Source organism: Bosea sp. ANAM02 (assembly GCF_011764485.1).
In the GTDB taxonomy this organism is placed as follows: domain Bacteria; phylum Pseudomonadota; class Alphaproteobacteria; order Rhizobiales; family Beijerinckiaceae; genus Allobosea.
Genome location: NZ_AP022848.1, coordinates 1808770 through 1832086, shown reverse-complemented (window position 1 = coordinate 1832086; position 23317 = coordinate 1808770). Strand labels below are relative to the sequence as shown.

The window sequence follows — 23317 nt, the reverse complement described above, 5'->3', positions numbered from 1 at the left end:
CGGAAGCCCGTCAGCCGGCGTCGCTGCCAGCGAGATTGGCCGGCATGCCGCCGACAGGCATGTCGAGCCCCTGCTTCAGCGTATCGAGATGGTACTCGCGGATGCGCCCGTTGGTGGGGTCGCTGACGAAGGCGTTGCCGCCGATCACCGCGAGGCTCGGCGTCGGCGTCTTCGCGCCATAGGCGCAATCGAAGGCCGGCACTGCCTCGAAAGCCGCCAGCTCCTTCCAGGCCGGCGCGAGCTCGTAAATCCGCAGCTTGCCGTCCGGCGTCAGGTTGGCGAGCCGGCTGCCATTGCCGCTGAGCTCGAACTGGCAGGCGGCCTGCCCGCCCGGCACCGCCAGCACGTCCTCGATCTTCAGATCCTTCGCCTCGGGATCGACTCGCAGCAGCGCGTCATAGGGCGCCTTCAGCCCGTAATTGCCGACGAGTTGGCGTCCGCTCTCGCGCGATTTCAGCGCGCTGACGCGCCGCTCGTCGGGATAACCGAGCTTGCGCCCGCTCCAGGCTGCCGTAGCCCCGTTGCCGGCCTTGGACAGAACCAGCAAGCCGCCGCCCTCGCCCTCGGCGCAGCCGAAAACATGGCGCCCGCGCGCTTCGGCCGAGCCGTGGAAGAGCTTGCAGGAGGCATCGGGCTTTGCCGCATCGTCGAACAGCGCGACGCGCTTCCAGTCCTTGCCTTGCTCGAGGACCTCGAAGCCATTGGGCCGTGAAGACGCGCTGCGGTCGTCGCCCTTGGCATAGGCCGGGTTCGGGATCGACATCAGCCATTGCCGGTTGCCGAGCGGCACGGCGATGCCATGCTGCGGCGCCGGGCTCGGCCAGACCGTGACGGCAGGCTTGTCCTTGCCGAGGCTGTCGATCGCGACCAGCACGGCCTTCGGCTTGCTCTTGCCTTCCCAGGGGCGCAGGCCGTCGAAGAACAGCGCGAGCTGGCCATGACCGGAGAGCACATGCGCCGGCCGGTCGCCCTTTACCGAAAAATCGAGCAGCTTCGGCGGCGCCTTGTCGAGATCGACATGATCGCCATGCGATTCGGCGATCAGGCCGGTATCGAGGATGCGCAGCGTGCCCGCCTCGTCCCCTGTCTTGACCACGACATAGCGCCCGCCCGAAACGCCGGCGAAGCTGGGATTGGCCTTCGGCACGTCGAAACTGTGCGTGACCTCGCCACTGTCGAGATCGAGAATGCGGATGACCGGCTTCTCGTGATCGGCGAAGACGAGGCGCCCGCGCAGCGGGGCATGGTCATGGGCGAAGGCCGCGGAGACGAGCAGGCAGCCGGCGAGGCCGGCGGCGGCGAAGCGGGAGAAAAGCACGGGAAGCTCCAAGGCAATAATGCAATACTATAACATTACATCACTATCTCGCAAACTCAACTCGCTCCTGCTCCTCCGGTGGACAAGGCGGCGCGCCCGGCAAGCGCCCACGAGGCGCCTGCCGAACGGCGATCAGCTAGGCGGCTTCAGGCCCTGACTTCGAACACCATGTTGAACGGCGTCTCGGTCGCCCTGCGGAAATGCCGGAAACCCGCATCCATCGCGACCTTGCGCAGGCGCATCTCGCCGGCCTGCGCGCCCAGGCCCAGCCCGACCTCCTGCGAGAGCGAGGCCGGCGTGCAGATCATCGTCGAGGCCCCGTAGAAGATCCGCCCGACCGGGTTCAGGTTGTCCTTGAGATGGTCGTGGGCGAAGGGCTCGACGATCATCCAGCTCCCGTCCTCGGCCAGCGCGTCACGTACGTGCTTGCCGGCGCCGACCGGATCGCCCATGTCGTGCAGGCAGTCGAACATCGTCACGAGGTCGTATTTCCGTTCCGGGAAATCCTTGGCCGAGGCGCGTTCGAAGACGATGCGGTCGCCGACGCCGGCCTTCTCCGCCGCCTCTCGGGCCCGCTCGATCGAGGGGCCGTGATAGTCGAAGCCGTGGAAGCGCGATTGCGGATAAGCCTGCGCCATCAGGATGGTTGAGGAGCCATGCCCGCAGCCGACATCGGCGACGGTCGCGCCCCGCTCCAGCTTGGCCTGGACGCCGTTCAGCGCCGGAATCCAGTCCGTCGTCAGATGCGTGTTGTAGCCCGGCCTGAAGAAGCGCTCGGTTCCACGGAACAGGCATTTGCTGTGCTCGTGCCAGCCGAGCCCTGCCCCCGTTCGGAAGGCTTCCTCGACCTTCGGCTCGTCGACCCACATCGACTGCACGATCTCGAAGGCGCCGGCGAAGAAGGCCGGGCTGTCCTCCTCGGCAAAGGCCATGGCCTGCTCGGGCGAGAGGCTGAAGCTGTCGCTGCCCTCGTCATAGTCGACATAGCCGGCCGAGGCCTGGCCCGCGAGCCATTCGCGCAGATAGCGCTCCTTGAGGCCGGTCTTCTCGGCCAGTTGCCGGGAGGTGACGGGCTTGCCGTCGGCCATCGCCTTGTAGAGTCCGAGCTGGTCACCCAGCACGATCAGGGCCCCGGTGACGGAGGCTCCGACATCGCCGACGAGGCGTCCAACCAGGGCATCGAGTTTTTGAGGGTCGGCAGCACGCATGGCCATGCTCCTCGGGTTCGGGCGTGGCCGGTGCCGTGTCGCGATCCGGCTCGACGCCATCGCGGAAGCAGGAACGCTAGACCCGTGCGAGGGCCTGTCAACGTGACGAAATCGGACCCTGAGCCCGTTCCGCACCCGACAGCCATTCCGGGCCGAGCCGCGGCAGGTTCGGATCGCGTCGCGCGGTCTCGATCACGCTGTCGATCAGCCCGGGGAAGCGCTGGTTCAGCTCCTCGCGCCGGATGCTGAGATAGCGCGAGGTCCCTTCCACCCGCATGCGGGTGATGCCGGCCTCGCGCAGCTTGGCGAAGTGGTAGGACAAAAGCGAGGGCGAGGCGAAGGCGGTGAAATGGCTGCAGCGCGCCTTGTCGACCTCGTTGACGTCGGAGAGCGCGACGAGGATGCCGAGCCGGATCGGATCGGCCAGCGCGCCGAACACGTCGGCAGGCGCGACATCCTCGATATCGGGATGGAAAACCGGCTTCATGGCCTCCGAGATAGGCGATGAAGCCGCCCCTGACAATATTCAACATTCATTGAAATTACCCTTGTGGTAATCGTCAGGCAGGTTTAATTCAACGATCATTGAATTTCGAACCCAGCTTTCGAAACAGCGATCATCCGCAAGGATCATTCCCATGGATACGCGCCTTCTCTCGCTTGCCGGCGGCGCCTTCGCCATCGGCACGGGCAGCCTGATCGTCACCGGCATCCTGCCCCATCTTGCCTCCGGTCTCGCCGTTTCCATCGACACGGCCGGCTTGCTCATCTCGATCTTCGCGCTGGCCTATGCGATCGGCTCGCCGATCCTCTCGACCATGCTCGGCGATGCCGACCGCAAGCTGGTCCTCGCCGGCGCGATCACCGTCTTCGGCATCGCCAATCTCGGCGCCGCCTTCGCCACGGACTTCTGGGTGGTGATGGCGGCCCGCATCGTCATGGCGCTCTCGGCCGGCGTCTTCATGCCCGCCGCCAATGCAGTTGCCGTCGCGGTCTCCCCACCCGAACGGCGCGGGCGCGCCATCGCACTCGTCACCGGTGGCATGACCGTCTCGCTAATCCTCGGCATCCCGATCGGCACGGCGGTCAGCGGCCTCGGCGGCTGGCACCTCTCCTTCCTGATCGTGGCGGGCCTGAGCGTGCTCTCGCTCATCGGCCTGATGATCAAGCTGCCGCGCGGCTTGCCCCGGGGCACCAACACCTTGCGCGAGCGGCTGCAGGTGGCGGCGCGCGGCGACGTGCTGCTGGCGCTCGCCACGACCATGCTGTGGACCACCGGCGCCTTCGTTCTCTACACCTATATCGCGCCCTTCCTGACCAACCATGCCGGCATCGCCGGCCCCTGGCTCGCCGCGACGCTGGTCGTCTCCGGCCTCGGCTCGGCCATCGGCAACCAGGTCGGCGGCATCGCCAGCGACCGCTTCGGCCCCGAGCGCTCGCTCGCCGTAGTGCTGTCGATCCTGGCGGCGGCGCTCTTCACCGCCTCGCTGATCGCGGTGAGCCTGCCCCCGGCCTTGGCGATCTGGCCGATTCCCGTCGCGCTCTTCTTCTGGAGCGCGGCTGGCTGGGCCGGCCACCCCTCGCAGATGTCGCGACTGGCGGCGATGGCGCCGGACGCGACCGTGGTCGCGCTCTCGCTCAACGCCTCCGCGCTCTATTTCGGCATCGCGGCCGGCGCAGCGCTGGGCCAGCAGGTGATGCGCCATGCCGGCACCTGGCCGCTCGGCTTCGTCGGTGCCGCCTGCGAGGTCGCCGCACTCGGGGTGCTCGCACTCACGCTCTATCGCAAGCGCGCGGCGAAGGGCGCCCCGCCCCTCTCGGAGACAGCCGCGCCGGCCCGCGGCTGAGACGGCGCGGGCGGCTCAAGCCGCCTCCGCTCGCCGCCAGGCCGGGAACGGGTCGGGCAGGTCGCGATAGCGCTCCGGGTTGAAGCGCAGCGGCAGGGCATCGCCCACCAGGCAAAGGTCGAGCGCGGCGCGAATCGCCGCCTCGTCCAGCTCCGTCCCGATGAAGACCAGCTCCTGCCGGCGGTCGCCCCAGACGGAATGCCAGTTGCGGTTCAGGATCGCCTGCCAGTCAGGATGGTCGGGCCAGCGCGAGCGCGGCACGGCGGCCCACCAGAAGCCCATCGCCTCGGTGCGGCAGATGCTGCCCGCGAGCGACATCTCGCCGACCCAGTCCGGCCGCGTCGCCAGCCAGAAATGCCCCTTGGCGCGGATCAGCCCCGGCCATGTCCGCCCCAGGAAGGCATTGAATTTCTCGGGGTGGAACGGGCGCCGCGCCCGATAGACGAAGGAAGAGATGCCGTATTCCTCCGTCTCAGGCACGTGGTCTTTGAAGCCGTACAGCTCCTTGTGCCAGAGCGGATGTTCCTGCGCCTTCTCGTGGTCGAACAGCCCGGTATCGAGCACGGCGTCGAGCGGCACCTTGCCGAAATCCGCCTCGATCTGCCGCGCATTCGGGTTGAGCGCGCGCACGATCCTGCCGACGGCCTCGCGCTGCTCGGGAGCGGCGTCCGAGATCTTGTTCAGCACGACGACATCGGCGAACTCGATCTGCTCCACCAGGAGATCGACCAGCGTGCGCTCGTCGCCCTCCCCCGCCGTTTCGCCGCGCTCGCGCAGGAAATCGCGCGAGCCGTAGTCCCGCAGCAGGCTTGCGGCATCGACCACCGTCACCATCGTGTCGAGCCGCGCGACGTCCGACAGCGAAAGCCCCGCCTCGTCGCGGAATTCGAAGGTCGCGGCGACCGGCAGCGGCTCGGCGATGCCCGTCCCCTCGATCAGCAGATAGTCGAATCGCCCCTCCTCGGCGAGGCGGCGCACCTCGGCCAGCAGGTCGTCGCGCAATGTGCAGCAGATGCAGCCATTGCTCATCTCGACCAGCTTCTCGTCGGTCCGCGAGAGCTTGCCGCCGCCCTCCCGCACCAGATCGGCGTCGATATTCACCTCGCTCATGTCGTTGACGATGACGGCGACCTTGCGGCCCTCGCGGTTGTTGAGGATGTGGTTGAGCAGGGTCGTCTTGCCGGCTCCGAGGAAGCCGGACAGGACGGTGACGGGCAGGCGGCGCATGAAGAGACCTCGACATGAAATGTTATAATATAACATTTCATGGAAGCCCCGTACCTGGCAAGGGCCATGACGAAGCCGTGCACATCTGGCCGTGCCGCTCCTTTTAGCTTCCCCCCGCGGCCTTCGCCGTCTATAGCGAGCGCCTAGCATTCAATCAGACGCTCGCCAGGCCTCCGCTCGCCCGATCGGACGTTGGCCTTGCGCGCGCCTGCCAAAGACCGGTCGAGATCATGCCCAAGCGCACAGACATCAAGTCCATCCTGATCATCGGCGCCGGCCCCATCATCATCGGACAGGCCTGCGAGTTCGACTATTCCGGCACCCAGGCCTGCAAGACGCTGAAGGCCGAGGGCTACCGCATCATCCTGGTCAACTCGAACCCGGCGACGATCATGACCGATCCGGACCTGGCCGACGCGACCTATGTCGAGCCGATCACGCCCGAGATCGTCGCCAAGATCATCGAGAAGGAGCGCCCCGACGCGCTCCTGCCGACCATGGGCGGCCAGACCGCGCTGAACTGCGCGCTCTCGCTCAAGAAGATGGGCGTGCTCGAAAAGTTCGGCGTCGAGATGATCGGCGCCACCGCCGAGGCGATCGACAAGGCGGAGGATCGCGAGCTCTTCCGCGAGGCGATGACCAAGATCGGCCTCGACACCCCGCGCTCCCACCACATCAAGACGCTCGGCCAGGCGCTCGACGCGCTTGAGGATATCGGCCTGCCCGCGATCATCCGCCCATCCTTCACCATGGGCGGCACCGGCGGCGGCATCGCCTACAACAAGGGCGAGTTCATCGACATCGTCGAGCGCGGCATCGACGCCTCCCCCACCAGCGAGGTCCTCATCGAGGAGAGCGTGCTCGGCTGGAAGGAATACGAGATGGAGGTCGTCCGCGATAAGGCCGACAACTGCATCATCGTCTGCTCGATCGAGAATTTCGATCCGATGGGTGTCCATACCGGTGATTCGATCACCGTCGCGCCGGCCCTGACGCTGACCGACAAGGAATACCAGATCATGCGCGACGCCTCGCTGGCGGTGCTGCGCGAGATCGGCGTCGAGACCGGCGGCTCGAACGTGCAGTTCGCGATCGATCCGGCGACCGGTCGCATGATCGTCATCGAGATGAACCCGCGTGTATCGAGGTCTTCCGCCCTGGCGTCCAAAGCCACCGGCTTCCCGATCGCCAAGGTCGCGGCGCGGCTTGCCGTCGGCTACACGCTGGACGAGATCGAGAACGACATCACCGGCGGCGCCACGCCTGCCTCCTTCGAGCCGACGATCGACTATGTCGTCACCAAGATCCCGCGCTTCGCCTTCGAGAAGTTCCCGGGCTCCGAGCCGACGCTGACCACCGCGATGAAGTCGGTCGGCGAGGCCATGGCGATCGGCCGCACCTTCCAGGAATCGCTGCAGAAGGCGCTGCGCTCGCTTGAGACCGGGCTCGACGGGCTCGACGAGATCGAGATCGAGGGCTTCGGCCAGGGCGACGACCGCAATGCCATCAAGGCGGCGATCTCGACCCCGACGCCGGACCGCATCCTCCATGTCGCCCAGGCGATGCGCGCCGGCTTCACGGATGAGGAAATCCACGAGAGCTGCAAGATCGACCCCTGGTTCCTCGCCCAGATGCGCGAGATCGTCGAGACCGAGGAGAAGATCCGCGAGATCGGCCTCCCGACCACGCCCGGAGCCTTCCGCCGGATCAAGGCGATGGGCTTCTCCGACAAGCGCCTCGCCGCCGTCTCGGGCAAGACCGAGGCCGAGGTCAGGAAGGCGCGCCGCGCGCTGGAGGTCCGCCCGGTCTACAAGCGCATCGATACCTGCGCGGCCGAGTTCGCCTCGCCGACCGCCTATATGTATTCGAGCTACGCCATGCCCTTCGCCGGCAAGCTGGCGGACGAGGCCAATCCGTCCGATCGCAGGAAGGTCGTGATCCTCGGCGGCGGGCCGAACCGCATCGGCCAGGGCATCGAATTCGACTATTGCTGCTGCCATGCCTGCTACGCGCTGCGCGACGCCGGCTACGAGACCATCATGGTCAACTGCAACCCGGAAACGGTTTCGACCGACTACGATACCTCCGACCGGCTCTATTTCGAGCCGCTGACGGCGGAAGACGTGCTCGAGATCCTCGAAACCGAGAAGCAGAACGGCACGCTGATGGGCGTGATCGTCCAGTTCGGCGGCCAGACCCCGCTGAAGCTGGCGAATGCGCTGGAAGAGGCCGGCATTCCGATCCTCGGCACCTCGCCCGACATGATCGACCTCGCCGAGGACCGCGACCGCTTCAAGCGCCTGCTCGACAAGCTGCACCTTAAGCAGCCGAAGAACGGCATCGCCTATTCCGTCGAGCAGGCCCGCATCATCGCCGGCGAGCTCGGCCTGCCCTTCGTCGTGCGCCCGTCCTACGTGCTTGGCGGCCGCGCCATGGCGATCATCCGCGACGAGATCATGTTCGAGGACTACCTGCTCGGCACCCTGCCCTCGCTGATCCCCTCCGAGGTCAAGGCGAAGTATCCGAACGACAAGACCGGCCAGATCAACACGGTGCTCGGCAAGAACCCGCTGCTGTTCGACCGCTACCTGTCGGACGCGATCGAGGTCGATGTCGACTGCCTCTGCGACGGCAAGGACGTCTTCGTCGCCGGCATCATGGAGCATATCGAGGAAGCCGGCATCCATTCCGGCGATTCGGCCTGCTCGCTGCCGCCGCGCTCGCTCTCGCCTGAGACGATCGCCGAGCTGGAGCGCCAGACCAGGGCGATGGCGCTGGCGCTCGATGTGGGCGGCCTGATGAACGTCCAGTACGCCATCAAGGACGGCGATATCTACGTGCTCGAAGTCAATCCGCGCGCCTCGCGCACGGTGCCCTTCGTCGCCAAGGTCATCGGCGAGCCGATCGCCAAGATCGCCGCCCGCGTCATGGCCGGCGAGGCGCTCGCCGGCTTCGGCCTGAAGCCCGCCAGGCTCGGCCATGTCGGCGTCAAGGAGGCGGTCTTCCCCTTCGCCCGCTTCCCCGGCGTCGACGTCCTGCTCGGGCCGGAAATGCGCTCGACCGGCGAAGTCATCGGCCTCGACCGCTCCTTCGACACCGCCTTCGCCAAGAGCCAGCTCGGCGCCGGCTCGAAGGTGCCTGTCAAGGGCACGGTCTTCGTCTCGGTGCGCGACGAGGACAAGCCGCGCATCGTGCCGGCCGTCCGCATCCTCGCCGATCTCGGCTTCCGCATCCTGGCGACCGGCGGCACGCTGCGCCACCTTCAGGAGGAGGGCATCTCGGCCTCCAAGATCAACAAGGTCCTGGAAGGCCGCCCGCATGTCGTCGATGCGCTGAAGAACAGCGAGATCCAGCTCGTCTTCAACACCACCGAGGGGCCGCAGGCCCTGGCGGACTCCCGTGCGCTCCGGCGCACGGCCCTCTTGCACAAGGTGCCCTATTATACCACCTTGGCGGGAGCGATCGCGGCGGCGGAGGGCATCAAGGCCTATTGCAGCGGCGATCTCGAAGTACGATCCTTGCAGTCGTATTTCGAACGCGCGGCCTGACCGGCCGCTCGTCGCGCACTCGGAGATTGAGCGGAAGCGCGGGAACCGGCGGTCGATTTGCCGCCGGTGAGCCGCGCTTTCGGAGCTTATGGGACGGAAAGATGGAAAAGGTTCCGATGACCGCGGGCGGCTTCGCCGCCCTGGAGGCCGAGCTGAAGGACCGTCAGCAGGTCCAGCGTCAGCGCATCATCACCGCGATCGCCGAGGCGCGCGCGCTGGGTGACCTTTCCGAGAACGCGGAATACCACGCGGCCAAGGAAGCGCAGTCGCTCAACGAGGGCCGGATCATGGAACTCGAATCGCTGATCGGCCGCGCCGACATCATCGACATCGCCAAGCTCGCCGGCGGGGACACAATCAAGTTCGGCGCCACCGTCAAGCTGATCGACGACGATACCGAGGAAGAGAAGAGCTACCAGATCGTCGGCGAGCCGGAATCGGACGTGAAGTCCGGCAAGGTTTCGATCGGCTCGCCGATCGCGCGCGCGCTGATCGGCAAGAAGGTCGGCGATTCCGTGCAGGTCAACACGCCCGGCGGCGGCAAGTCCTACGAGGTCGTCAGCGTCGTCTTCCGCTGAGACGATGTTCCTCACACCCGTCATGCTCGCCCCTGTGGCGAGCATGCACGTCTTGAACACCGCCCTCGCCGAAGGAAGACGTGGATGGTCGGGACAGGCGCGACCATCACGGCCGCTCGTTAGTTCCCTACCCCGCCAGCACGACCCGCATCGCCTTGATGATCCCGTCCACGGCGACGCTCGCCAGGATCAGCCCCATCACGCGGCTGATCACGCTCGCCCCGGCATTGCCGATCACCGCAATGATCCGCGAAGCGCTGAACAGAAGTCCCAGCATGATCGCGAAGATGATCGCGATCTGAAGGATCGTCTCCGCCTGCTCGGCGAGGCTGAACTTCGAATTGTCGGTGACCGTCATCACCGTCAGCATCGCACCGGGGCTGGCGATGCTCGGGATCGCCAGCGGATAGACCGCCTTTTCGAGATCGGAGGAGCGCAGCAGCTTCTGGTCCTCCTCCAGCTTCGATTCGCCGAAGATCATCGTCAGCGCGAACAGGAACAGCACGATATTGCCGGCGATCTGGAACGAGCTCAGCTCGATATCCATCGCCGTCAGCAGAACCTGCCCCAGCAGCACGAAGAACAGCAGCACGAGGAACGCGACGAGCGAGCCCTGCAGCGCGATGCGCCGCGCCGCCGCCGCGCTTAAACCGGCCGTCACCGCCAGGAAGACCGGCAGCGTCCCGATCGGGTCGATCACGACCCAGAGCTTCACGAATTCGGTCAGCCAGCGTTCCACGGCAGCGCCCCCTCTGGCCGCGCCGGATACCGGCGCGACTCCCCCGCCCCGATAGACCGGGTTTCAACACGGCTTGGCAACCATCCCGCGTGCATGATCGTGCCGAGCCGCCGGCCATGGACTATCGCGGCTCCGTCCTTACATTGAGACGACAAGCTTTTTCGGAGATCCGGCCATGATCACCCGTCGACAGGCTTTGGCATCCGCGCTCGGGGCTGCCGCGCTGGCGGCTTCGCCCGCTTTCGCGCAAGGACAGGCGGTCGGTACGATCCGCGTCGAGGCGCTGCCCTCCGTGGTGGAGGCCTGGGGTTCCAATCTGCCTATCGTGAAGGCCGAGCTGGAACGGACACTGGTCGAGATCCTCGGGCCGTCGCTACAGCGCGGCGCCGGAACGAGGCTGGTCGTCACCATCGGCCGCGTCTGGCTCTCCAGCAGCACGCGGGGCACCGGCTGGGCCGGAGCCAACGAGGACTATCTCGAAAGCACCGCGACGCTCTATGACCGCAGCGGCCGGCAGCTTGCGAGCTATCCGATCCGCTCCACGGAATCCGCGACCGGCGCCGGGCTCCTGCGCCTGCCGGAGGCCGACCAGTTCCGTCTGAGGGCGCTCGCCCGCAACAATGCCTGGTGGGTCAGGCGCTATATCGCGGGCTGAACGACGGGCTCAGCCGAAGGGAACGATCGGCTCGTTCTTGACCCGGTCGAGGGCGAGCGCGGTCCGGACATTGCGCACATTCGGCATCGCCGTCAGTTCCGCGACGAAATCCTGAAAGGCCTTCAGGTCCGGCGTGACGCATTTCAGGGAAAAGTCGATATCGCCCGAGAGTGTCCAGCACTCGCGCACGGTCGGCCAGTTCCGGATGCGTTCCTGGAAGGCGACGAGATCGGCCTCGGCCTGGCTCGCCAGATGCACGAAGGCGAAGCAGACGACATCGAAGCCCAGCTTCCGCTCGTCGAGATCGGCGTGGTAGCCGCGGATCAGCCCGGCCTCCTCCAGCGCGCGCACGCGCCTGAGGCAGGGCGGCGGCGAAATGCCGACGCGGCTGGCGAGCTCGACATTGGTCATGCGCCCATCGGCCTGGAGCTCGCGCAGGATGCGCAGGTCGATATCATCGAGTTTGGGGCGCAACGAGCATCCTCGCGTGAAGGTCGCGCTGGTGTAGACGGCGCCGCCAAGCGATACAAGGCGCATGCCACGCGCGCGGAAAGCCATGCACGACAATCCGGAGCCAACCGTCTGGGTGCTGACCGACGGCAAGGCCGGCGACGAATTGCAATGCCTCGGCGTGGCCGAGAGGCTCGGTGTGGCCCCCGAAATCCGCCGGGTGAGGCCGCGCAAGCCCTGGGCCTGGCTGATGCCGCGCGGGCCGATCGATCCGCGCGAGGCGCCGGACAGGCCGGACAGCCCGCTGAAGCCCCCCTTCCCCGATATCGCCATCGCCTCGGGCCGGCGCGCCGTCGCCTATCTGCGCGCGCTGAAGCAGGCCTCGAACGGCGCGACCTACACCGCCTTCCTCAAGGACCCGCGCACCGGCGCCGGAGCCGCCGACCTGATCTGGGTCTCCGGCCATGACCGGCTGCGCGGCGACAATGTCCTGGTCACCACGACCTCGCCGCATCGCCTGACGCCCGAAAAGCTTGCCGCCGCCCGCGCCACGCCGCCTGCAGCCATCGCGGGCCTGAGCGCGCCGCGCGTCGCCGTGCTGGTCGGCGGCGACAGCCGACATCACCGCTTCACGCCGAACGATATCGAGCGCCTCGCCCAGCAGCTCGATGAACTCGCCCGATCAGGCGCAAGCCTGATGGGCTCGCCCTCGCGGCGGACCTCGCCCGCGCTGGGAGCTGCCGTCGCCGCCGTCTTCGCCCGCCATGGCGGCTGGTGGTGGGACGGCACGGGCGAGAACCCTTATCCCGCCCTGCTCGCCAATGCCGATGCGGTCATCGTCACCGCCGACTCCACCAACATGATCGGCGAGGCCGCAGCAGCCGGCGTCCCGGTGCTCGTCTTCGAGCCCAGCGGCGGCCATCCCAAGATCGCGGCGCTGGTCGCGGCGCTGGAACGGGAGGGCGTTGTGCATCGCTTCTGTGGACGCCTTGAAGGCAAGGCTTACGAACCGATAGACTCAACGCCGATCATAGCCGATGCGATACGGCAAGGCTGGCTGCGCCACCGGGCTGCCTTGGGGTTCACGCGCTCCTGAACCCGGCGACCCTTGTTTCGGCGTGACGCCGGCGTATCTGACGGATCGAGACTGCGGCTCCAGGCCCGCAGGAGAGGAACTGAGACGATGGCCCATACCCATGCCCGCGTCATGATCGTCGGCTCCGGCCCGGCCGGCTACACCGCCGCGATCTACGCCGCCCGCGCCATGATGGAGCCGGTGCTGATCTCCGGCATGCAGGCCGGCGGCCAGTTGATGATCACCACCGATGTCGAGAACTATCCCGGCTTCGCCGACGTCATCCAGGGTCCCTGGCTGATGGAGCAGATGCGCGCCCAGGCGGAGCACATGGGCACCCGCATGGTCTCCGACCATATCGCCCGCGTCGACCTCTCGCAGCGTCCCTTCCGGCTCTGGGGCGATGGCGGAGAGACCTATTCCTGCGACGCCCTGATCATCGCGACCGGCGCCCAGGCCAAGTGGCTGGGCCTGCCCTCGGAGCAGAGCTTCCAGGGCTTCGGCGTCTCGGCCTGCGCCACCTGCGACGGCTTTTTCTTCCGCAACAAGGAGGTCGCGGTCGTCGGCGGCGGCAACACCGCCGTGGAGGAGGCGCTCTATCTCGCCAATCTCGCCAGCAAGGTCACGCTGGTCCATCGCCGTGACAGCCTGCGCGCCGAGCGCGTGATGCAGGAACGCCTGTTCAAGCATCCGAAGATCGAGGTGGTCTGGGACAGCGAGGTCGCCGAGATCTGCGGCGGCACCACCCCGCCCAGCGTCACGCATCTGCGCCTCAAGAACCTCAAGACCGGCACTGAGAGCGAACTGAAGACCGACGGCGTCTTCATCGCCATCGGTCACAAGCCGGCGACGGAGCTCTTCGTCGGCCAGCTCGCCATGAACGAATCCGGCTATCTCGCTGTCGAGGCCGGCACGACCCGGACCAATGTCGAGGGCGTCTTCGCCGCCGGCGACGTCACCGACGAGCACTACCGCCAGGCGGTCACGGCGGCCGGCCTGGGCTGCATGGCCGCGCTCGATGCCGAGCGTTGGCTCGCCGCCAGCGCTCTTGACCAGCGCGAAGCCGCGGAATGAACGGTTAGCCGCAACCCATCACTGACTCTGATGGGTTGCGTCACCAGATTCAGTGCGAATATGGGTGACTCTCTGCCACAGAGGCGTTGACGCACAACGCCTTTATCCCCCATCATGCAAAAAACGCATAGCGGGGGAAGCGCGGTGGATTGGGACCGCATCAGGATTTTTTATACGGTCGCGGAGTCAGGCAGCTTCACCAAGGCTGGCGATGTTCTGGGCCTGAGTCAATCGGCCGTCAGCCGCCAGATCGGCGCGCTTGAGCGGGAGCTGCGCGCGCCGCTGTTCCACCGCCATACGCGCGGCCTCATCCTCACCGAGCAAGGCGAATTGCTGTGGCGCGCCGCCCGCGAGATGACGCAGCGGCTGGAGCGCACCCGCTCGCAGCTCTCCGAGACGCGCGAGCACCCTTCTGGCGAACTCAAGGTCACGGCGACGCGGGGCCTCGGCGGGCACTGGCTGACGCCCCGCCTCTCCGAGTTCATGGATCTCTACCCCGACATCCGGGTCGAGCTCATCCTCACCGATGAGGAACTCGACCTGTCGATGCGCGAGGCCGATATCGCCATCCGCCTGCGCCAGCCGCAGCAGCCGGACCTGATCCAGCGCAAGCTCTTCACCGTGCACTTCCATGTCTACGCCTCGCCGGCCTATGTGAAGCGCTTCGGCGAGCCCAAGGGCTACGACGATCTCGACAACCACCGCATCCTGTCCTTCGGCGGCACCTCGCCGTCCTATCTGACGGCGGTGCACTGGCTCGGCACCATGGGGCGCGACCAGCGCAATCCGCGGCCGATCCATCTGACAGTCAACAACATCACCGCGATGAAGCGGGCGGTGGATTCGGGCGCCGGCATCGCCGTGCTGCCGGATTACCTGATCGAGACCGGCTCCCCGCTCGTTCAGCTCATGCGCGAGACCGAGATGCCGCAGCTCGAGAGCTATCTGGTCTATCCCGAGGAGATGAAGTCGGTCGCCCGCGTCCAGGTCTTCCGCGACTTCCTCATCCAGAAGGCCCAGCGCTGGACCTACTGACCGCACTGGCACGTCATGCAGAATCGGGCGCCGCAGGGCGCCCTTTTCGATTCTGGCGGTTTTGTGACCAAACGGGCATCTCGCATGCGCCAAAATCGGATCGTTCGCCTGAAAACTGTTCAGCAGAGGACAAAAATCGGGTTTCCAAGGTATCCGCAACTTCTGCGCGCAGGCGCCACCCTGCAACGAACGCATATTTCTCAATCATTTAGGCTCAAATTGGCGCCATATGCCCTTGGTTCATGCAATGACCGCATGGCGGACCCAAGATATGTTGCATTGCAAAACGGCAGGTCATGGCCGATATTGTACTCACGGTTGTTCGGAACGGGCTCCGCAATCTCCTCCCGGCGTTGAGTTCGTTTCAGCCGTTCCCCTCTGAGATGTTTGGCGGTTTCGCCAGATGTTTCAAACTTACAAAGCCGGCTCCCCTCGGGGACGCCGGCTCTTTTTTTGCCCGATCGCCTGCTGCATGCCCGCAACGAAAAAGGCGCCGCCCGGAGGCGACGCCTTCATGCAAGCGCAGAGGCTCGTTTCGATCAGGCGGCGAGCTTGCCGGCGATTTTCGCGAAATTGTCGACGAAGCCCTGCAGGAAGCCGCGAGTGGCCTCGTTGGTGACGTTGTGCTGGGCATCAATCAGATCGTCCTTGAAGGTGACGAAGACCTGGCTGCCCACCACGACGCCGGCGAGATTGGTCAGGATCATCCGCAACTCATTCTGGGAGACGGCCGTGCCGACGGCGCCGCCGCTGGTGCCGGTGACGGCAACGGTCTTGCCGGCCCAGGAATTCTTGCCGTAAGGGCGCGAGGCCCAGTCGATGGCGTTCTTCAGCACGGCCGGGATCGAGCGGTTATGCTCGGGCGTAACGATCAGGATCGCATCGGCGGCCTCGATCTCGCGCTTCAGGCGCAGCGTCGATTCCGGACGGTTCGGCTCCAGGTCCTGGTTGAACATCGGCAGGTCGTCGATCTGGACGAAATTGGCGTCGAAAGCGCCCTCGCCCAGCTTCACCAGCGCCTGGGCCAGCTTGCGGTTGATCGATTCGCGGCGGTTGCTGCCCACGATGACGGCGAGCTTCAGTTTGGCCATGCTGATCCCCAGTGAGGGTGGAAAGGCCGGCACAGTAGAGGCCGCGCCTTAAGCCGCGCAAGCGGCGGCGCTGCAAGGGCGATATTGCGGGAATTCAAACTGCGGGCGCGGGCATCGGCTCAGGGGCGCGCGACCTTCTCCCAAGCCCTCATTCTGAGGAGCCGCGTCAGCGGCGTCTCGAAGGATGATCCAGCAGGCTCCGGAACCAACTGGAGCAGCATCCTTCGAGACGCAAGCTTCGCTTGCTCCTCAGGATGAGGGCTTGGAGATTCAAGCGCTGCTCAATGCCGTCCCGGCCGAGCCGCCAGCGGCAGGGCGTCGAACAGGCTGGGCTCGGCGCTGGTGCGCGCCTTCTCGATGGTCAGGATTCTCAGCTTGATCTCGACGCCGCCCTCGGCCGAGAAGCCGCCGGTCCTGCCGCCTGCCGCGAGCACGCGATGGCAGGGCACGATGATCGGCCAGGGATTCTGGCCGAGCGCGACGCCCACCGCCCGCGCCGCGCCGGGATCGCCGATGCGCTGCGCCACCTCGCCATAGGTCAGCGTCTCGCCATGCGGGATGGCGAGCGCGACCTCGTAGACCTTGCGGTTGAAGGCGGAGACGCTCTCCAGCGCTACCGGCAGATGTGACAGGTCGCGCTTCTCGCCGTCGAACAGCGCCCGGATGCCGGCCACGGCCTCCGCGACGAAGCCTTCTGCGGGGACCTCGTCAGCCTCGGGAAAGCGCCGCTCCAGACGCCTGCGGGCGGCCGCCTCGTCACGCTCGGGCAGTTGCGCGCCGATGAAGCGCTCGCCCTCCCAGACGACGGCGCAAGGGCCGATCGTGGTCTCGAACAGATGGAAATGCTGGCTGGCCATGGGCGACCCGTGTCGTTCCGGCTTGGAATGACACGAGGTCTAGCACGGCAGCGGCAGGAGACGGCACCCGAAACCTGCCGCGGCTCAGCCTCACATGAAGAGCTTCTCGCCCTCCAGCCCCTTGTAGAGCCCGGCAACCTGCTCGCCATAACCGTTATAGATCTGCGTCGGGCGGCGCTCGCGCGAGCCCAGGATCTGCTCGCTCGCCTGGCTCCAGCGGGGATGCGGCACGGCCGGGTTCACATTGGCCCAGAAGCCGTATTCCGAAGCCTGCAGGCCCTCCCAGAATGTCTTCGGCCGCTCGGCGACGAAGCTGATCTTGCGGATCGATTTCACCGATTTGAAGCCGTATTTCCACGGCGTGATCAGGCGGATCGGCGCGCCATGCTGCGTGGGCAGCGGCTTGCCATAGATACCGGTGACCAGCAGCGGCAGCTCGTTCGTCGCCTCCGCGATCGTCAGCCCCTCCGTATAGGGCCAGGGATACCAGCGCTGGTTCTGCCCCGGCGCGACGCGCGGATTCAGGAAGGTCTCGAAGCGGATGTATTTCGCGCCCGAGAGCGGCTTCGCCAGCGCGACGAAGGCGGCGAGCGGGATGCCGGTCCACGGCACGGCCATCGCCCAGGCCTCGACGCAGCGGAAGCGATAGAGCCGCTCCTCCAGCGGCAGCTTGCGCACGAGATCGTCGAAACCGATCTCGAACGGCTTTTCGACGAGCCCGTCGACCTGGATGGTCCAGGGCCGCGTAGCGAGGCGCTTCGAGGCATCGACGATGTCCTTCGACATGCCGAACTCGTAGAAATTATTGTAGTTGGCGGCGTCCTCTTCCGCCGTCTGCGGCACGCCCAGCACATAGGCGGCGTTGCGCTTGGCCGGGTAGAGATCGAGCGTCGGGTCGGGCGTCTGCGCCGACGCAAGGCCGGGCAATGCAGCGCCTCCGATCAACCCGGCGCCGGCGGCCATCAACTGGCGGCGGGTGAGGAACGCGCCCTCGGGCGTGGCCTGGCTTTCCGGCATTTCCCAGCCGGCACGGCGCTTGATCATCATGACGGACATACTCGGTTTTCGTCGCGCCGAGTTAGGCCACGAAAGCGGGGTCACGGCAATTCACGAGGGAGAGAGATTTTCTCCCATCGTCATGCTCGGGCTTGACCCGAGCATCTCTTTCCGAGCTGGGCTGGTTTCCGAGATGGCCGGGTCAAGCCCGGCCATGACGGTTCGCAATCAGCCGCGTGCTTCCAACGCCCCAATGATCGCTGCGCCCATCTCGCTGGTCGAGACGGCGTTGGCGCCGGGCGCGGCGATGTCCTTGGTGCGGGTGCCGGAGCCGAGCACGTCGGCGATCGCGCCTTCGAGCCGATCCGCCGCCTCGCCCGCGCCGAACGAGTAGCGCAGCGCCATGGCAAACGAGCCGATCATCGCGATCGGGTTGGCGAGGCCCTTGCCGGCGATGTCCGGCGCCGAGCCGTGGACGGGCTCGTAGAGCGCCTTGCGCTTGCCGGTGACCGGGTCCTCGGCGCCGAGCGAGGCGGAGGGCAGCATGCCGAGCGAACCGGTCAGCATCGCCGCCACGTCCGACAGGATGTCGCCGAACAGGTTGTCGCAGACGATGACGTCATACTGCTTCGGCCAGCGCACGAGCTGCATGGCGCAGTTGTCGGCCAGCACATGCTCGAGCTCGACATCCCCGTACTCGGCCGCGTGGAGCGCAGTGACCGTCTGCTTCCAGAGCACACCGGTCTTCATCACGTTGTGCTTCTCGGCCGAGGAGACCTTGTTGCGGCGGGTGCGCGCTAGCTCGAAGGCGACGCGGCAGATGCGCTCGACCTCGCCGGTCGTGTAGAGCTGGGTATCGATGCCGCGCTTCTGGCCGTCCTCCAGCGTGACGATCTCCTTCGGCTCGCCGAAATAGACGCCGCCGGTCAGCTCGCGCACGATCAGGATGTCGAGGCCCTCGACAACCTCGGGCTTCAGCGAGGAAGCCGAGGCCAGCGCCGGGTAGCAGATCGCCGGACGCAGGTTCGCGAACAGGCCCAGATCCTTGCGCAGGCGCAGCAGGCCCGCCTCCGGGCGGTGCTGATAGGGCACATCGGCCCATTTCGGGCCGCCGACCGCGCCGAACAGCACGGCGTCGGCGTCCTGCGCGAGTTTCATGTCGCCTTCGGAGATCGCCTGCTTGTGCGCGTCATAGGCCGCGCCGCCGACAAGGCCCTTCTCGATCTCGAAGGAGCCGAGGCCCTGCTTGCCGAACCAGGAGACGATCTGCTCGACCTGGCCCATCACCTCGGGGCCGATGCCGTCGCCGGGGAGCAGCAGGAGCTTGTGGGTCGCCATGGTCGTCGCCTCGCCTTCGCGTGTTTGCGTTGGCGGGGTGATTACGGGCGCGAGGCCGCCTGCGCAAGCGCCGCGATGCAGCCCTGCCCTGTGCGCGGCGTCAGCCCTTCGGCAGGCGCGCGGTGACCTCGATCTCGACCTTCATCTCCGGCTTGAGCAGTCCGGCCACGACATAGATGCCGGCAGCCGGCCTGATCTCGCGGAAGAACGCGCCGCAGACGGCCAGCACAGGTTCGCAATAGCTGCGGTCGGTGACGAAGTACTGCGCCCGCACGACCTGCGACAGGGACGAACCGGCCTCTTCCAGCACAGCGCCGATCGTGCGGAAGATGTTGCGCGCCTGCTCGGCCGGATCCTCGGGCAGGGTCATGGTGGCGTAGTCGTAGCCGGTGGTGCCCGAGACGAAGACGAGATCGCCGTCGATCACGGCGCGCGAATAGCCGAAGCTGCGCTCGAAGGGCGAGCCGGTGGAAATCAGGCGGCGCATAGATTCTCCGAATGAAACGCCGGTCATCCCGGGCGACCGAAGGGAGACCCGGGATCCATGCCGGAACGGTTCAGGCACGGATCCCGGATCGGTGCGGCTGACGCCGCTTGTCCGGGATGACCAAGCCTTTCATACGACGAGGTGTCGCGACGCCACCCGTTTTCTGCGAGGCGAGGCGGTTGTCATTCCGGGGCAGGCCGCAGGCCTGAACCCGGAACCCACGACCCGGTGAGACCTCGGCCATTGCGACGGAACGAGACCAAGGCGACATGCCCAGTCGGGGGTTCCGGGTTCTTCGCTGCGCGAAGCCCCGGAATGACAAAAGGGGAGCGCCTTGAGGCGAAAACCCAGGTCTCGCGCCTAGACCCGCCCGCCCTTGAGCGCGCGCAGGACCTTCTCGCCCGGCCGGCCCGTCTGCGGCATGCCGAGCTTCGCCTCGATGTCCTTGATCGCGGCGCGCGTCAGCGAGCCGACGGCGCCGTCCGGCTCGCCGACATTGTAGCCGCGCTGGATCAGCAGGCGCTGGAGCTCGCGGCGCTGCTCGCGCGAGAGCGGCAGGTCGTCGGTCGGCCAATCGCCCTGCACGCCCGGCCGGCCGCGCAGCCGGTCCGACAGAAGCGAGATGGCGAGCGCATAGGAATCAGCGCCGTTGTAGCTGAAGGCGGCATCGTAGTTCTTGAAGACGAGGAAGGCCGGGCCGTTCCTGCCCGCCGGCATCAGCAGGCCGGCATGTCCCGAACCGGAGAGCGGAGAGCCGTCGAATTTGACGATGCCGCGGGCAGCCCAGCTCGACACCGGCTGCTTGGGCTTGCGACCGCTCGGGCCGGAATAGCCATTGGGCACGCGCACCTCGTAGCCCCAGCTCGCGCCGGTGACCCATCCCGCCTTGTCCATGAAATTCGCGGTGGAATGCAGCGCATCGGGGATCGAATCGACGAGATCGCGCCGTCCGTCGCCGTCGCCGTCCACCGCCAGGCGCATATAGGTCGAGGGGATGAACTGGGTATGCCCGAAGGCGCCGGCCCAGGAGCCGAAGAGCCGGTCCGGACGCAGGTCGCCCCGCTGGATGATCTGCAGCGTCGCGATCAGCTCGCCCCTGAAGAAGGCGTTGCGGCGCGGCGCAAGGCAGGCTCCGGTCGCGAGAGACTGCACCAGCGGCCATTTTCCGCGCGCCTTGCCGAAATCGCTCTCGACGCCCCAGACGGCGGCGATGGTATGGCGGTCGACGCCGAAGCGTTTTTCGGCCGCGGCGAAGACGGAGGCGTATTGGCGCAGCATCGCGCGGCCTTCCGCCACCTTCTCCTCGTCGACCAGCGTGCCGAGATAATCCCAGATCGGCGTCTTGAACTCCGGCTGGTTGTTCATCGCTTCGATGACCTTCATGTCCGGCTCGACGCCGGCCATGGCCCGATCGAAGGTCGTACCCGAGACGCCCTTGGCGCCGGCTGCCGACCTCAAGCCGGCAAGGCAGGACTGGAACCCGCTCTGCGCCGAGGCGGCGGAGGCGAGAAGGACGAGTGGCAAGGCCAGTGTGATTGCGCGCATGGTCTCCACCGAATCGCAGAATTCACGCAAAACTAGGGCGTCGCCGTTAACGGAAGTTAACCATGGCCCATCTGGCGAGGTTGTCGCGAATCCGGCTATGGGAGCGGCGCCCTCCGCAATGCCGCCTGCCTCCCCTCCCTGCCGTCGCGAAGAAAGCCCTCGGCATGCCCACGCTCTCCCTGGCCCATCTCCTGCCGATCGCGATGCTGTTCGGCTCGAACATCTTCATGACCTTCGCCTGGTACGGGCATCTCAGCTACAAGAGCACGGCGATCTGGCTCGCCATCCTCGCGAGCTGGATGATCGCCCTGCCCGAATACATGCTGGCCGTGCCGGCCAACCGCATCGGCTCGGCCGTCTATTCCGCCGCCGAGCTCAAGACGATGCAGGAAGTGATCACGCTGACCGTCTTCGCCGGGTTCTCGGTGTTCTGGCTGAAGGAATCGCTGACCTGGGGCCACGCGGTCGGCTTCGCCCTGATCGCCGCCGGCGCCTTCTTCATCTTCCACGCCAAGGCCTGAGCGCCGCGCTTCACCTTCCCTTCGACAGGACCCTCTGCCTTGCAAAAGACGGCACTGCTTCTCTGCGGCCTCGTGCTTGCTCCCGCCGCGGCTATCGCCGGCCCCACCTGCAGCCCGAGTGACGAGCGCGCGCGCATCCTCTCCGGCCCCTCGGCGGACGCGCCCCACCGCAACTGGCAGGGCGGCAAGCGCGTCGGCTACGGCTGGTCGCTCCAGGTCGAACGCAGCGCCCATGACGCGGCCGGCACCGAATACTATGTCGGCGACCTCTACGATCCCAATGGCAGCCTCGCCACCCGCAAGGTCTTCGTCATCGAGCGCGAATGGGATTGCGGCCCCTGAAGTCCTCGTAAGGCGTCATTCTCGGGCTTGACCCGAGAATCTCTCGCAGGATGGGGCGCCTTCTCGTCCGGAGATGCTCGGGTCAAGCCCGAGCATGACGAACCCGGCTCACCCGGCCGGCCTGACCCGCAGCACCTTCCCGTCGGCGTCGTCGCTGAGCAGGTAGAGGAAGCCGTCCGGTCCTTGCACGACGTCGCGGATGCGCGCGCCGATATCGGTCAGCAGGCGCTCCTCGCCTGTCACCTTCTCGCCCTCGGTCGAAAGCCGGACGAGCATCTGCCCGGCCAGCGCCCCGACGAAGAGCGAGTTCTTCCAGGCCGGCCAGGCCGGTCCGGTATAGAACGCGGCGCCCGAAGGCGCGATCGACGGATCCCAGTAGAACAGCGGCTGCTCCATGCCGGGCTTGGCCGTGCCCTCGCCGATCTTCGCCCCGGAATAGTCGACGCCATAGGTGATGACCGGCCAGCCATAGTTCAGCCCGGCCTTGGGTGTGTTGATCTCGTCGCCGCCGCGCGCCGCATGCTCGGCCGTCCAGAGCTGCCCCGTCTGCGGGTGGAGCGCGGCGCCCTGGACATTCCGATGACCGATCGACCAGATCTCCGGCGCCCAGCCGTCCTTCTTCGGATTATCGGCCGGCGTCGCGCCATCCGGCCGGATGCGGATGACCTTGCCGAGATGGTTCACCGGGTTCTGCGCCTGGTCGCGCTGGCTGTAGCGGTCCCCCACCGTGACGAAGAGCGCCCCCGTCCGGTCGAAGACGAGGCGCGAACCGAAATGCAGGTTGGAATTGATCGCCGGCATCTGCCGGAAGATCACCTCGACGGCGGTCAGCGCCGTGCCCTGCTCGTTGAGGCGACCACGCGCGACGCTGGTGCCGTTGCCGCCCGAGCGCGGTTCCGAAAAGGAAAGATAGACGAGGCGGTTCCGGGCGAAGCCGGGATCGAGCGCGATGCCGAGCAGGCCGCCCTGCCCGCGCGCCACGACGCTGGGCACGCCGTTGATCGGGCGCGAGAGCTTGCCGTCCTTCTCGACCAGCCGCAGCCGGCCCGGCCGCTCGGTGACCAGCATGCGCCCGTCCGGCAGGAAAGCGAGGCCCCAGGGGTTTTCCAACCCGCTCGCGACAGTCTCGACCGAAAGCTCTCCGGCGCTGGAGGGATAGCGCTTCTGGGCCGATGCCGGCGTAGCCAGACTGACCAGCGCCAGGGCCGTTCCGAGCAAACCCACCAGACCCGATCGCAACATCACGTTCTCCTCGCTTTATCCGGCCCTTGACGGCAGATGGAGGGGAACGCAGCGGATCACCAAGCCGTTTCGACCAACTCACGACGAAGTGAGCCAGACGCGCCCGACCTCACCCGGAGCGATGTACCGCCCGGGCGAGCCGAA

General features: G+C 66.8%; 22 protein-coding genes. 9 read left to right on the top strand and 13 right to left on the bottom strand.

The annotated features are described in order from the left end of the window. Nucleotides 1-10: 10 nt before the first annotated feature. From OCUBac02_RS08820 to OCUBac02_RS08810, 3 genes are all read right to left on the bottom strand, one after another. On the bottom strand, nt 11-1318 hold the full coding sequence (locus OCUBac02_RS08820) for a hypothetical protein (protein ID WP_173045001.1): 1308 nt from the start codon (nt 1316-1318) through the stop codon (nt 11-13). 146 nt (nt 1319-1464) lie between these two features. Continuing rightward, entirely contained in the window at nt 1465-2526 is a 1062-nt protein-coding gene (locus tag OCUBac02_RS08815; protein WP_173044999.1) for a class I SAM-dependent methyltransferase, read from the bottom strand. Nucleotides 2527-2623: 97 nt separating this feature from the next. Beyond that, complete coding sequence (locus OCUBac02_RS08810; RefSeq protein ID WP_197933323.1) at nt 2624-3013, bottom strand: ArsR/SmtB family transcription factor; 390 nt, start codon at nt 3011-3013, stop codon at nt 2624-2626. A gap of 151 nt (nt 3014-3164) precedes the next feature. On the opposite strand from OCUBac02_RS08810, the gene OCUBac02_RS08805 reads away from it, so the two are divergent. After that, nucleotides 3165-4373: an MFS transporter gene (locus OCUBac02_RS08805; protein WP_173044998.1), complete on the top strand. Its 1209-nt coding sequence runs from the start codon at nt 3165-3167 to the stop codon at nt 4371-4373. Nucleotides 4374-4388: 15 nt separating this feature from the next. Here OCUBac02_RS08805 and zigA read toward each other — a convergent pair whose 3' ends face one another. Continuing rightward, nucleotides 4389-5600, bottom strand: coding sequence for a zinc metallochaperone GTPase ZigA (gene zigA, locus OCUBac02_RS08800; RefSeq protein ID WP_173044996.1), 1212 nt, complete (start codon nt 5598-5600; stop codon nt 4389-4391). Between the two features lie 230 nt (nt 5601-5830). On the opposite strand from zigA, the gene carB reads away from it, so the two are divergent. Both carB and greA read left to right on the top strand, forming a co-directional pair. Beyond that, entirely contained in the window at nt 5831-9148 is a 3318-nt protein-coding gene (gene carB, locus OCUBac02_RS08795) for a carbamoyl-phosphate synthase large subunit (protein ID WP_173044994.1), read from the top strand. Between the two features lie 101 nt (nt 9149-9249). Beyond that, the gene (gene greA / locus OCUBac02_RS08790; protein WP_047579718.1) at nt 9250-9726 is read left to right on the top strand and encodes a transcription elongation factor GreA; all 477 of its coding nucleotides are present in this window, start codon (nt 9250-9252) and stop codon (nt 9724-9726) included. A 127-nt stretch (nt 9727-9853) separates the two neighbouring features. Here greA and OCUBac02_RS08785 read toward each other — a convergent pair whose 3' ends face one another. Then, nucleotides 9854-10465: a MarC family protein gene (locus OCUBac02_RS08785; protein ID WP_047579715.1), complete on the bottom strand. Its 612-nt coding sequence runs from the start codon at nt 10463-10465 to the stop codon at nt 9854-9856. Between the two features lie 175 nt (nt 10466-10640). Between OCUBac02_RS08785 and OCUBac02_RS08780 the strand changes: the two genes are divergently transcribed. After that, entirely contained in the window at nt 10641-11120 is a 480-nt protein-coding gene (locus OCUBac02_RS08780) for a hypothetical protein (RefSeq protein WP_173044987.1), read from the top strand. A gap of 9 nt (nt 11121-11129) precedes the next feature. On the opposite strand, the gene OCUBac02_RS08775 is transcribed toward OCUBac02_RS08780, so the two are convergent. After that, on the bottom strand, nt 11130-11594 hold the full coding sequence (locus OCUBac02_RS08775) for an Lrp/AsnC family transcriptional regulator (RefSeq protein ID WP_173049447.1): 465 nt from the start codon (nt 11592-11594) through the stop codon (nt 11130-11132). 82 nt (nt 11595-11676) lie between these two features. Here OCUBac02_RS08775 and OCUBac02_RS08770 point away from each other — a divergent pair, with 82 nt between their 5' ends. From OCUBac02_RS08770 to OCUBac02_RS08760, 3 genes are all read left to right on the top strand, one after another. After that, the gene (locus OCUBac02_RS08770; protein ID WP_173044985.1) at nt 11677-12666 is read left to right on the top strand and encodes a mitochondrial fission ELM1 family protein; all 990 of its coding nucleotides are present in this window, start codon (nt 11677-11679) and stop codon (nt 12664-12666) included. An 87-nt stretch (nt 12667-12753) separates the two neighbouring features. Further along, on the top strand, nt 12754-13719 hold the full coding sequence (gene trxB / locus OCUBac02_RS08765; RefSeq protein WP_173044983.1) for a thioredoxin-disulfide reductase: 966 nt from the start codon (nt 12754-12756) through the stop codon (nt 13717-13719). Between the two features lie 144 nt (nt 13720-13863). After that, the gene (locus OCUBac02_RS08760) at nt 13864-14754 is read left to right on the top strand and encodes a LysR family transcriptional regulator (RefSeq protein WP_173044969.1); all 891 of its coding nucleotides are present in this window, start codon (nt 13864-13866) and stop codon (nt 14752-14754) included. 539 nt (nt 14755-15293) lie between these two features. Here OCUBac02_RS08760 and OCUBac02_RS08755 read toward each other — a convergent pair. The 6 genes from OCUBac02_RS08755 to OCUBac02_RS08730 form a co-directional block, all read right to left on the bottom strand. Further along, nucleotides 15294-15845 (bottom strand): NADPH-dependent FMN reductase, encoded by a 552-nt coding sequence (locus OCUBac02_RS08755; RefSeq protein ID WP_047579707.1) that lies wholly within the window; start codon nt 15843-15845, stop codon nt 15294-15296. Between the two features lie 281 nt (nt 15846-16126). Continuing rightward, nucleotides 16127-16702, bottom strand: coding sequence for a methylated-DNA--[protein]-cysteine S-methyltransferase (locus tag OCUBac02_RS08750; protein WP_173044967.1), 576 nt, complete (start codon nt 16700-16702; stop codon nt 16127-16129). 90 nt (nt 16703-16792) lie between these two features. Continuing rightward, a complete protein-coding gene (msrP, locus tag OCUBac02_RS08745) occupies nt 16793-17749 on the bottom strand; it encodes a protein-methionine-sulfoxide reductase catalytic subunit MsrP (protein WP_173049445.1) in 957 nt (318 codons plus the stop codon). A 177-nt stretch (nt 17750-17926) separates the two neighbouring features. Continuing rightward, a complete protein-coding gene (gene leuB, locus OCUBac02_RS08740) occupies nt 17927-19036 on the bottom strand; it encodes a 3-isopropylmalate dehydrogenase (RefSeq protein ID WP_173044965.1) in 1110 nt (369 codons plus the stop codon). Nucleotides 19037-19136: 100 nt separating this feature from the next. Then, a complete protein-coding gene (locus OCUBac02_RS08735; RefSeq protein WP_047582260.1) occupies nt 19137-19523 on the bottom strand; it encodes a RidA family protein in 387 nt (128 codons plus the stop codon). Nucleotides 19524-19883: 360 nt separating this feature from the next. Continuing rightward, entirely contained in the window at nt 19884-21068 is a 1185-nt protein-coding gene (locus tag OCUBac02_RS08730) for a lytic murein transglycosylase (protein ID WP_173044963.1), read from the bottom strand. A 164-nt stretch (nt 21069-21232) separates the two neighbouring features. Between OCUBac02_RS08730 and OCUBac02_RS08725 the strand changes: the two genes are divergently transcribed. Further along, the gene (locus OCUBac02_RS08725; RefSeq protein WP_173044961.1) at nt 21233-21589 is read left to right on the top strand and encodes a DMT family protein; all 357 of its coding nucleotides are present in this window, start codon (nt 21233-21235) and stop codon (nt 21587-21589) included. A gap of 39 nt (nt 21590-21628) precedes the next feature. Beyond that, complete coding sequence (locus OCUBac02_RS08720; protein ID WP_173044959.1) at nt 21629-21931, top strand: hypothetical protein; 303 nt, start codon at nt 21629-21631, stop codon at nt 21929-21931. Between the two features lie 108 nt (nt 21932-22039). Here OCUBac02_RS08720 and OCUBac02_RS08715 read toward each other — a convergent pair whose 3' ends face one another. Beyond that, entirely contained in the window at nt 22040-23173 is a 1134-nt protein-coding gene (locus OCUBac02_RS08715; protein ID WP_173044957.1) for a PQQ-dependent sugar dehydrogenase, read from the bottom strand. Between the last annotated feature and the right edge of the window lie 144 nt (nt 23174-23317).

Coding starts and splice junctions, on each gene's coding strand:
- OCUBac02_RS08810 (WP_197933323.1), bottom strand. CDS start 3,013: ATGAAGCCGGTTTTCCATCCCGATATCGAGGATGTCGCGCCTGCCGAC.
- OCUBac02_RS08780 (WP_173044987.1), top strand. CDS start 10,641: ATGATCACCCGTCGACAGGCTTTGGCATCCGCGCTCGGGGCTGCCGCG.
- OCUBac02_RS08770 (WP_173044985.1), top strand. CDS start 11,677: ATGCACGACAATCCGGAGCCAACCGTCTGGGTGCTGACCGACGGCAAG.
- OCUBac02_RS08805 (WP_173044998.1), top strand. CDS start 3,165: ATGGATACGCGCCTTCTCTCGCTTGCCGGCGGCGCCTTCGCCATCGGC.
- greA (WP_047579718.1), top strand. CDS start 9,250: ATGGAAAAGGTTCCGATGACCGCGGGCGGCTTCGCCGCCCTGGAGGCC.
- OCUBac02_RS08715 (WP_173044957.1), bottom strand. CDS start 23,173: ATGTTGCGATCGGGTCTGGTGGGTTTGCTCGGAACGGCCCTGGCGCTG.
- OCUBac02_RS08730 (WP_173044963.1), bottom strand. CDS start 21,068: ATGCGCGCAATCACACTGGCCTTGCCACTCGTCCTTCTCGCCTCCGCC.
- OCUBac02_RS08755 (WP_047579707.1), bottom strand. CDS start 15,845: ATGGCCAAACTGAAGCTCGCCGTCATCGTGGGCAGCAACCGCCGCGAA.
- OCUBac02_RS08725 (WP_173044961.1), top strand. CDS start 21,233: ATGCCCACGCTCTCCCTGGCCCATCTCCTGCCGATCGCGATGCTGTTC.
- OCUBac02_RS08735 (WP_047582260.1), bottom strand. CDS start 19,523: ATGCGCCGCCTGATTTCCACCGGCTCGCCCTTCGAGCGCAGCTTCGGC.
- OCUBac02_RS08750 (WP_173044967.1), bottom strand. CDS start 16,702: ATGGCCAGCCAGCATTTCCATCTGTTCGAGACCACGATCGGCCCTTGC.
- msrP (WP_173049445.1), bottom strand. CDS start 17,749: ATGATGATCAAGCGCCGTGCCGGCTGGGAAATGCCGGAAAGCCAGGCC.
- trxB (WP_173044983.1), top strand. CDS start 12,754: ATGGCCCATACCCATGCCCGCGTCATGATCGTCGGCTCCGGCCCGGCC.
- leuB (WP_173044965.1), bottom strand. CDS start 19,036: ATGGCGACCCACAAGCTCCTGCTGCTCCCCGGCGACGGCATCGGCCCC.
- zigA (WP_173044996.1), bottom strand. CDS start 5,600: ATGCGCCGCCTGCCCGTCACCGTCCTGTCCGGCTTCCTCGGAGCCGGC.
- OCUBac02_RS08815 (WP_173044999.1), bottom strand. CDS start 2,526: ATGCGTGCTGCCGACCCTCAAAAACTCGATGCCCTGGTTGGACGCCTC.
- carB (WP_173044994.1), top strand. CDS start 5,831: ATGCCCAAGCGCACAGACATCAAGTCCATCCTGATCATCGGCGCCGGC.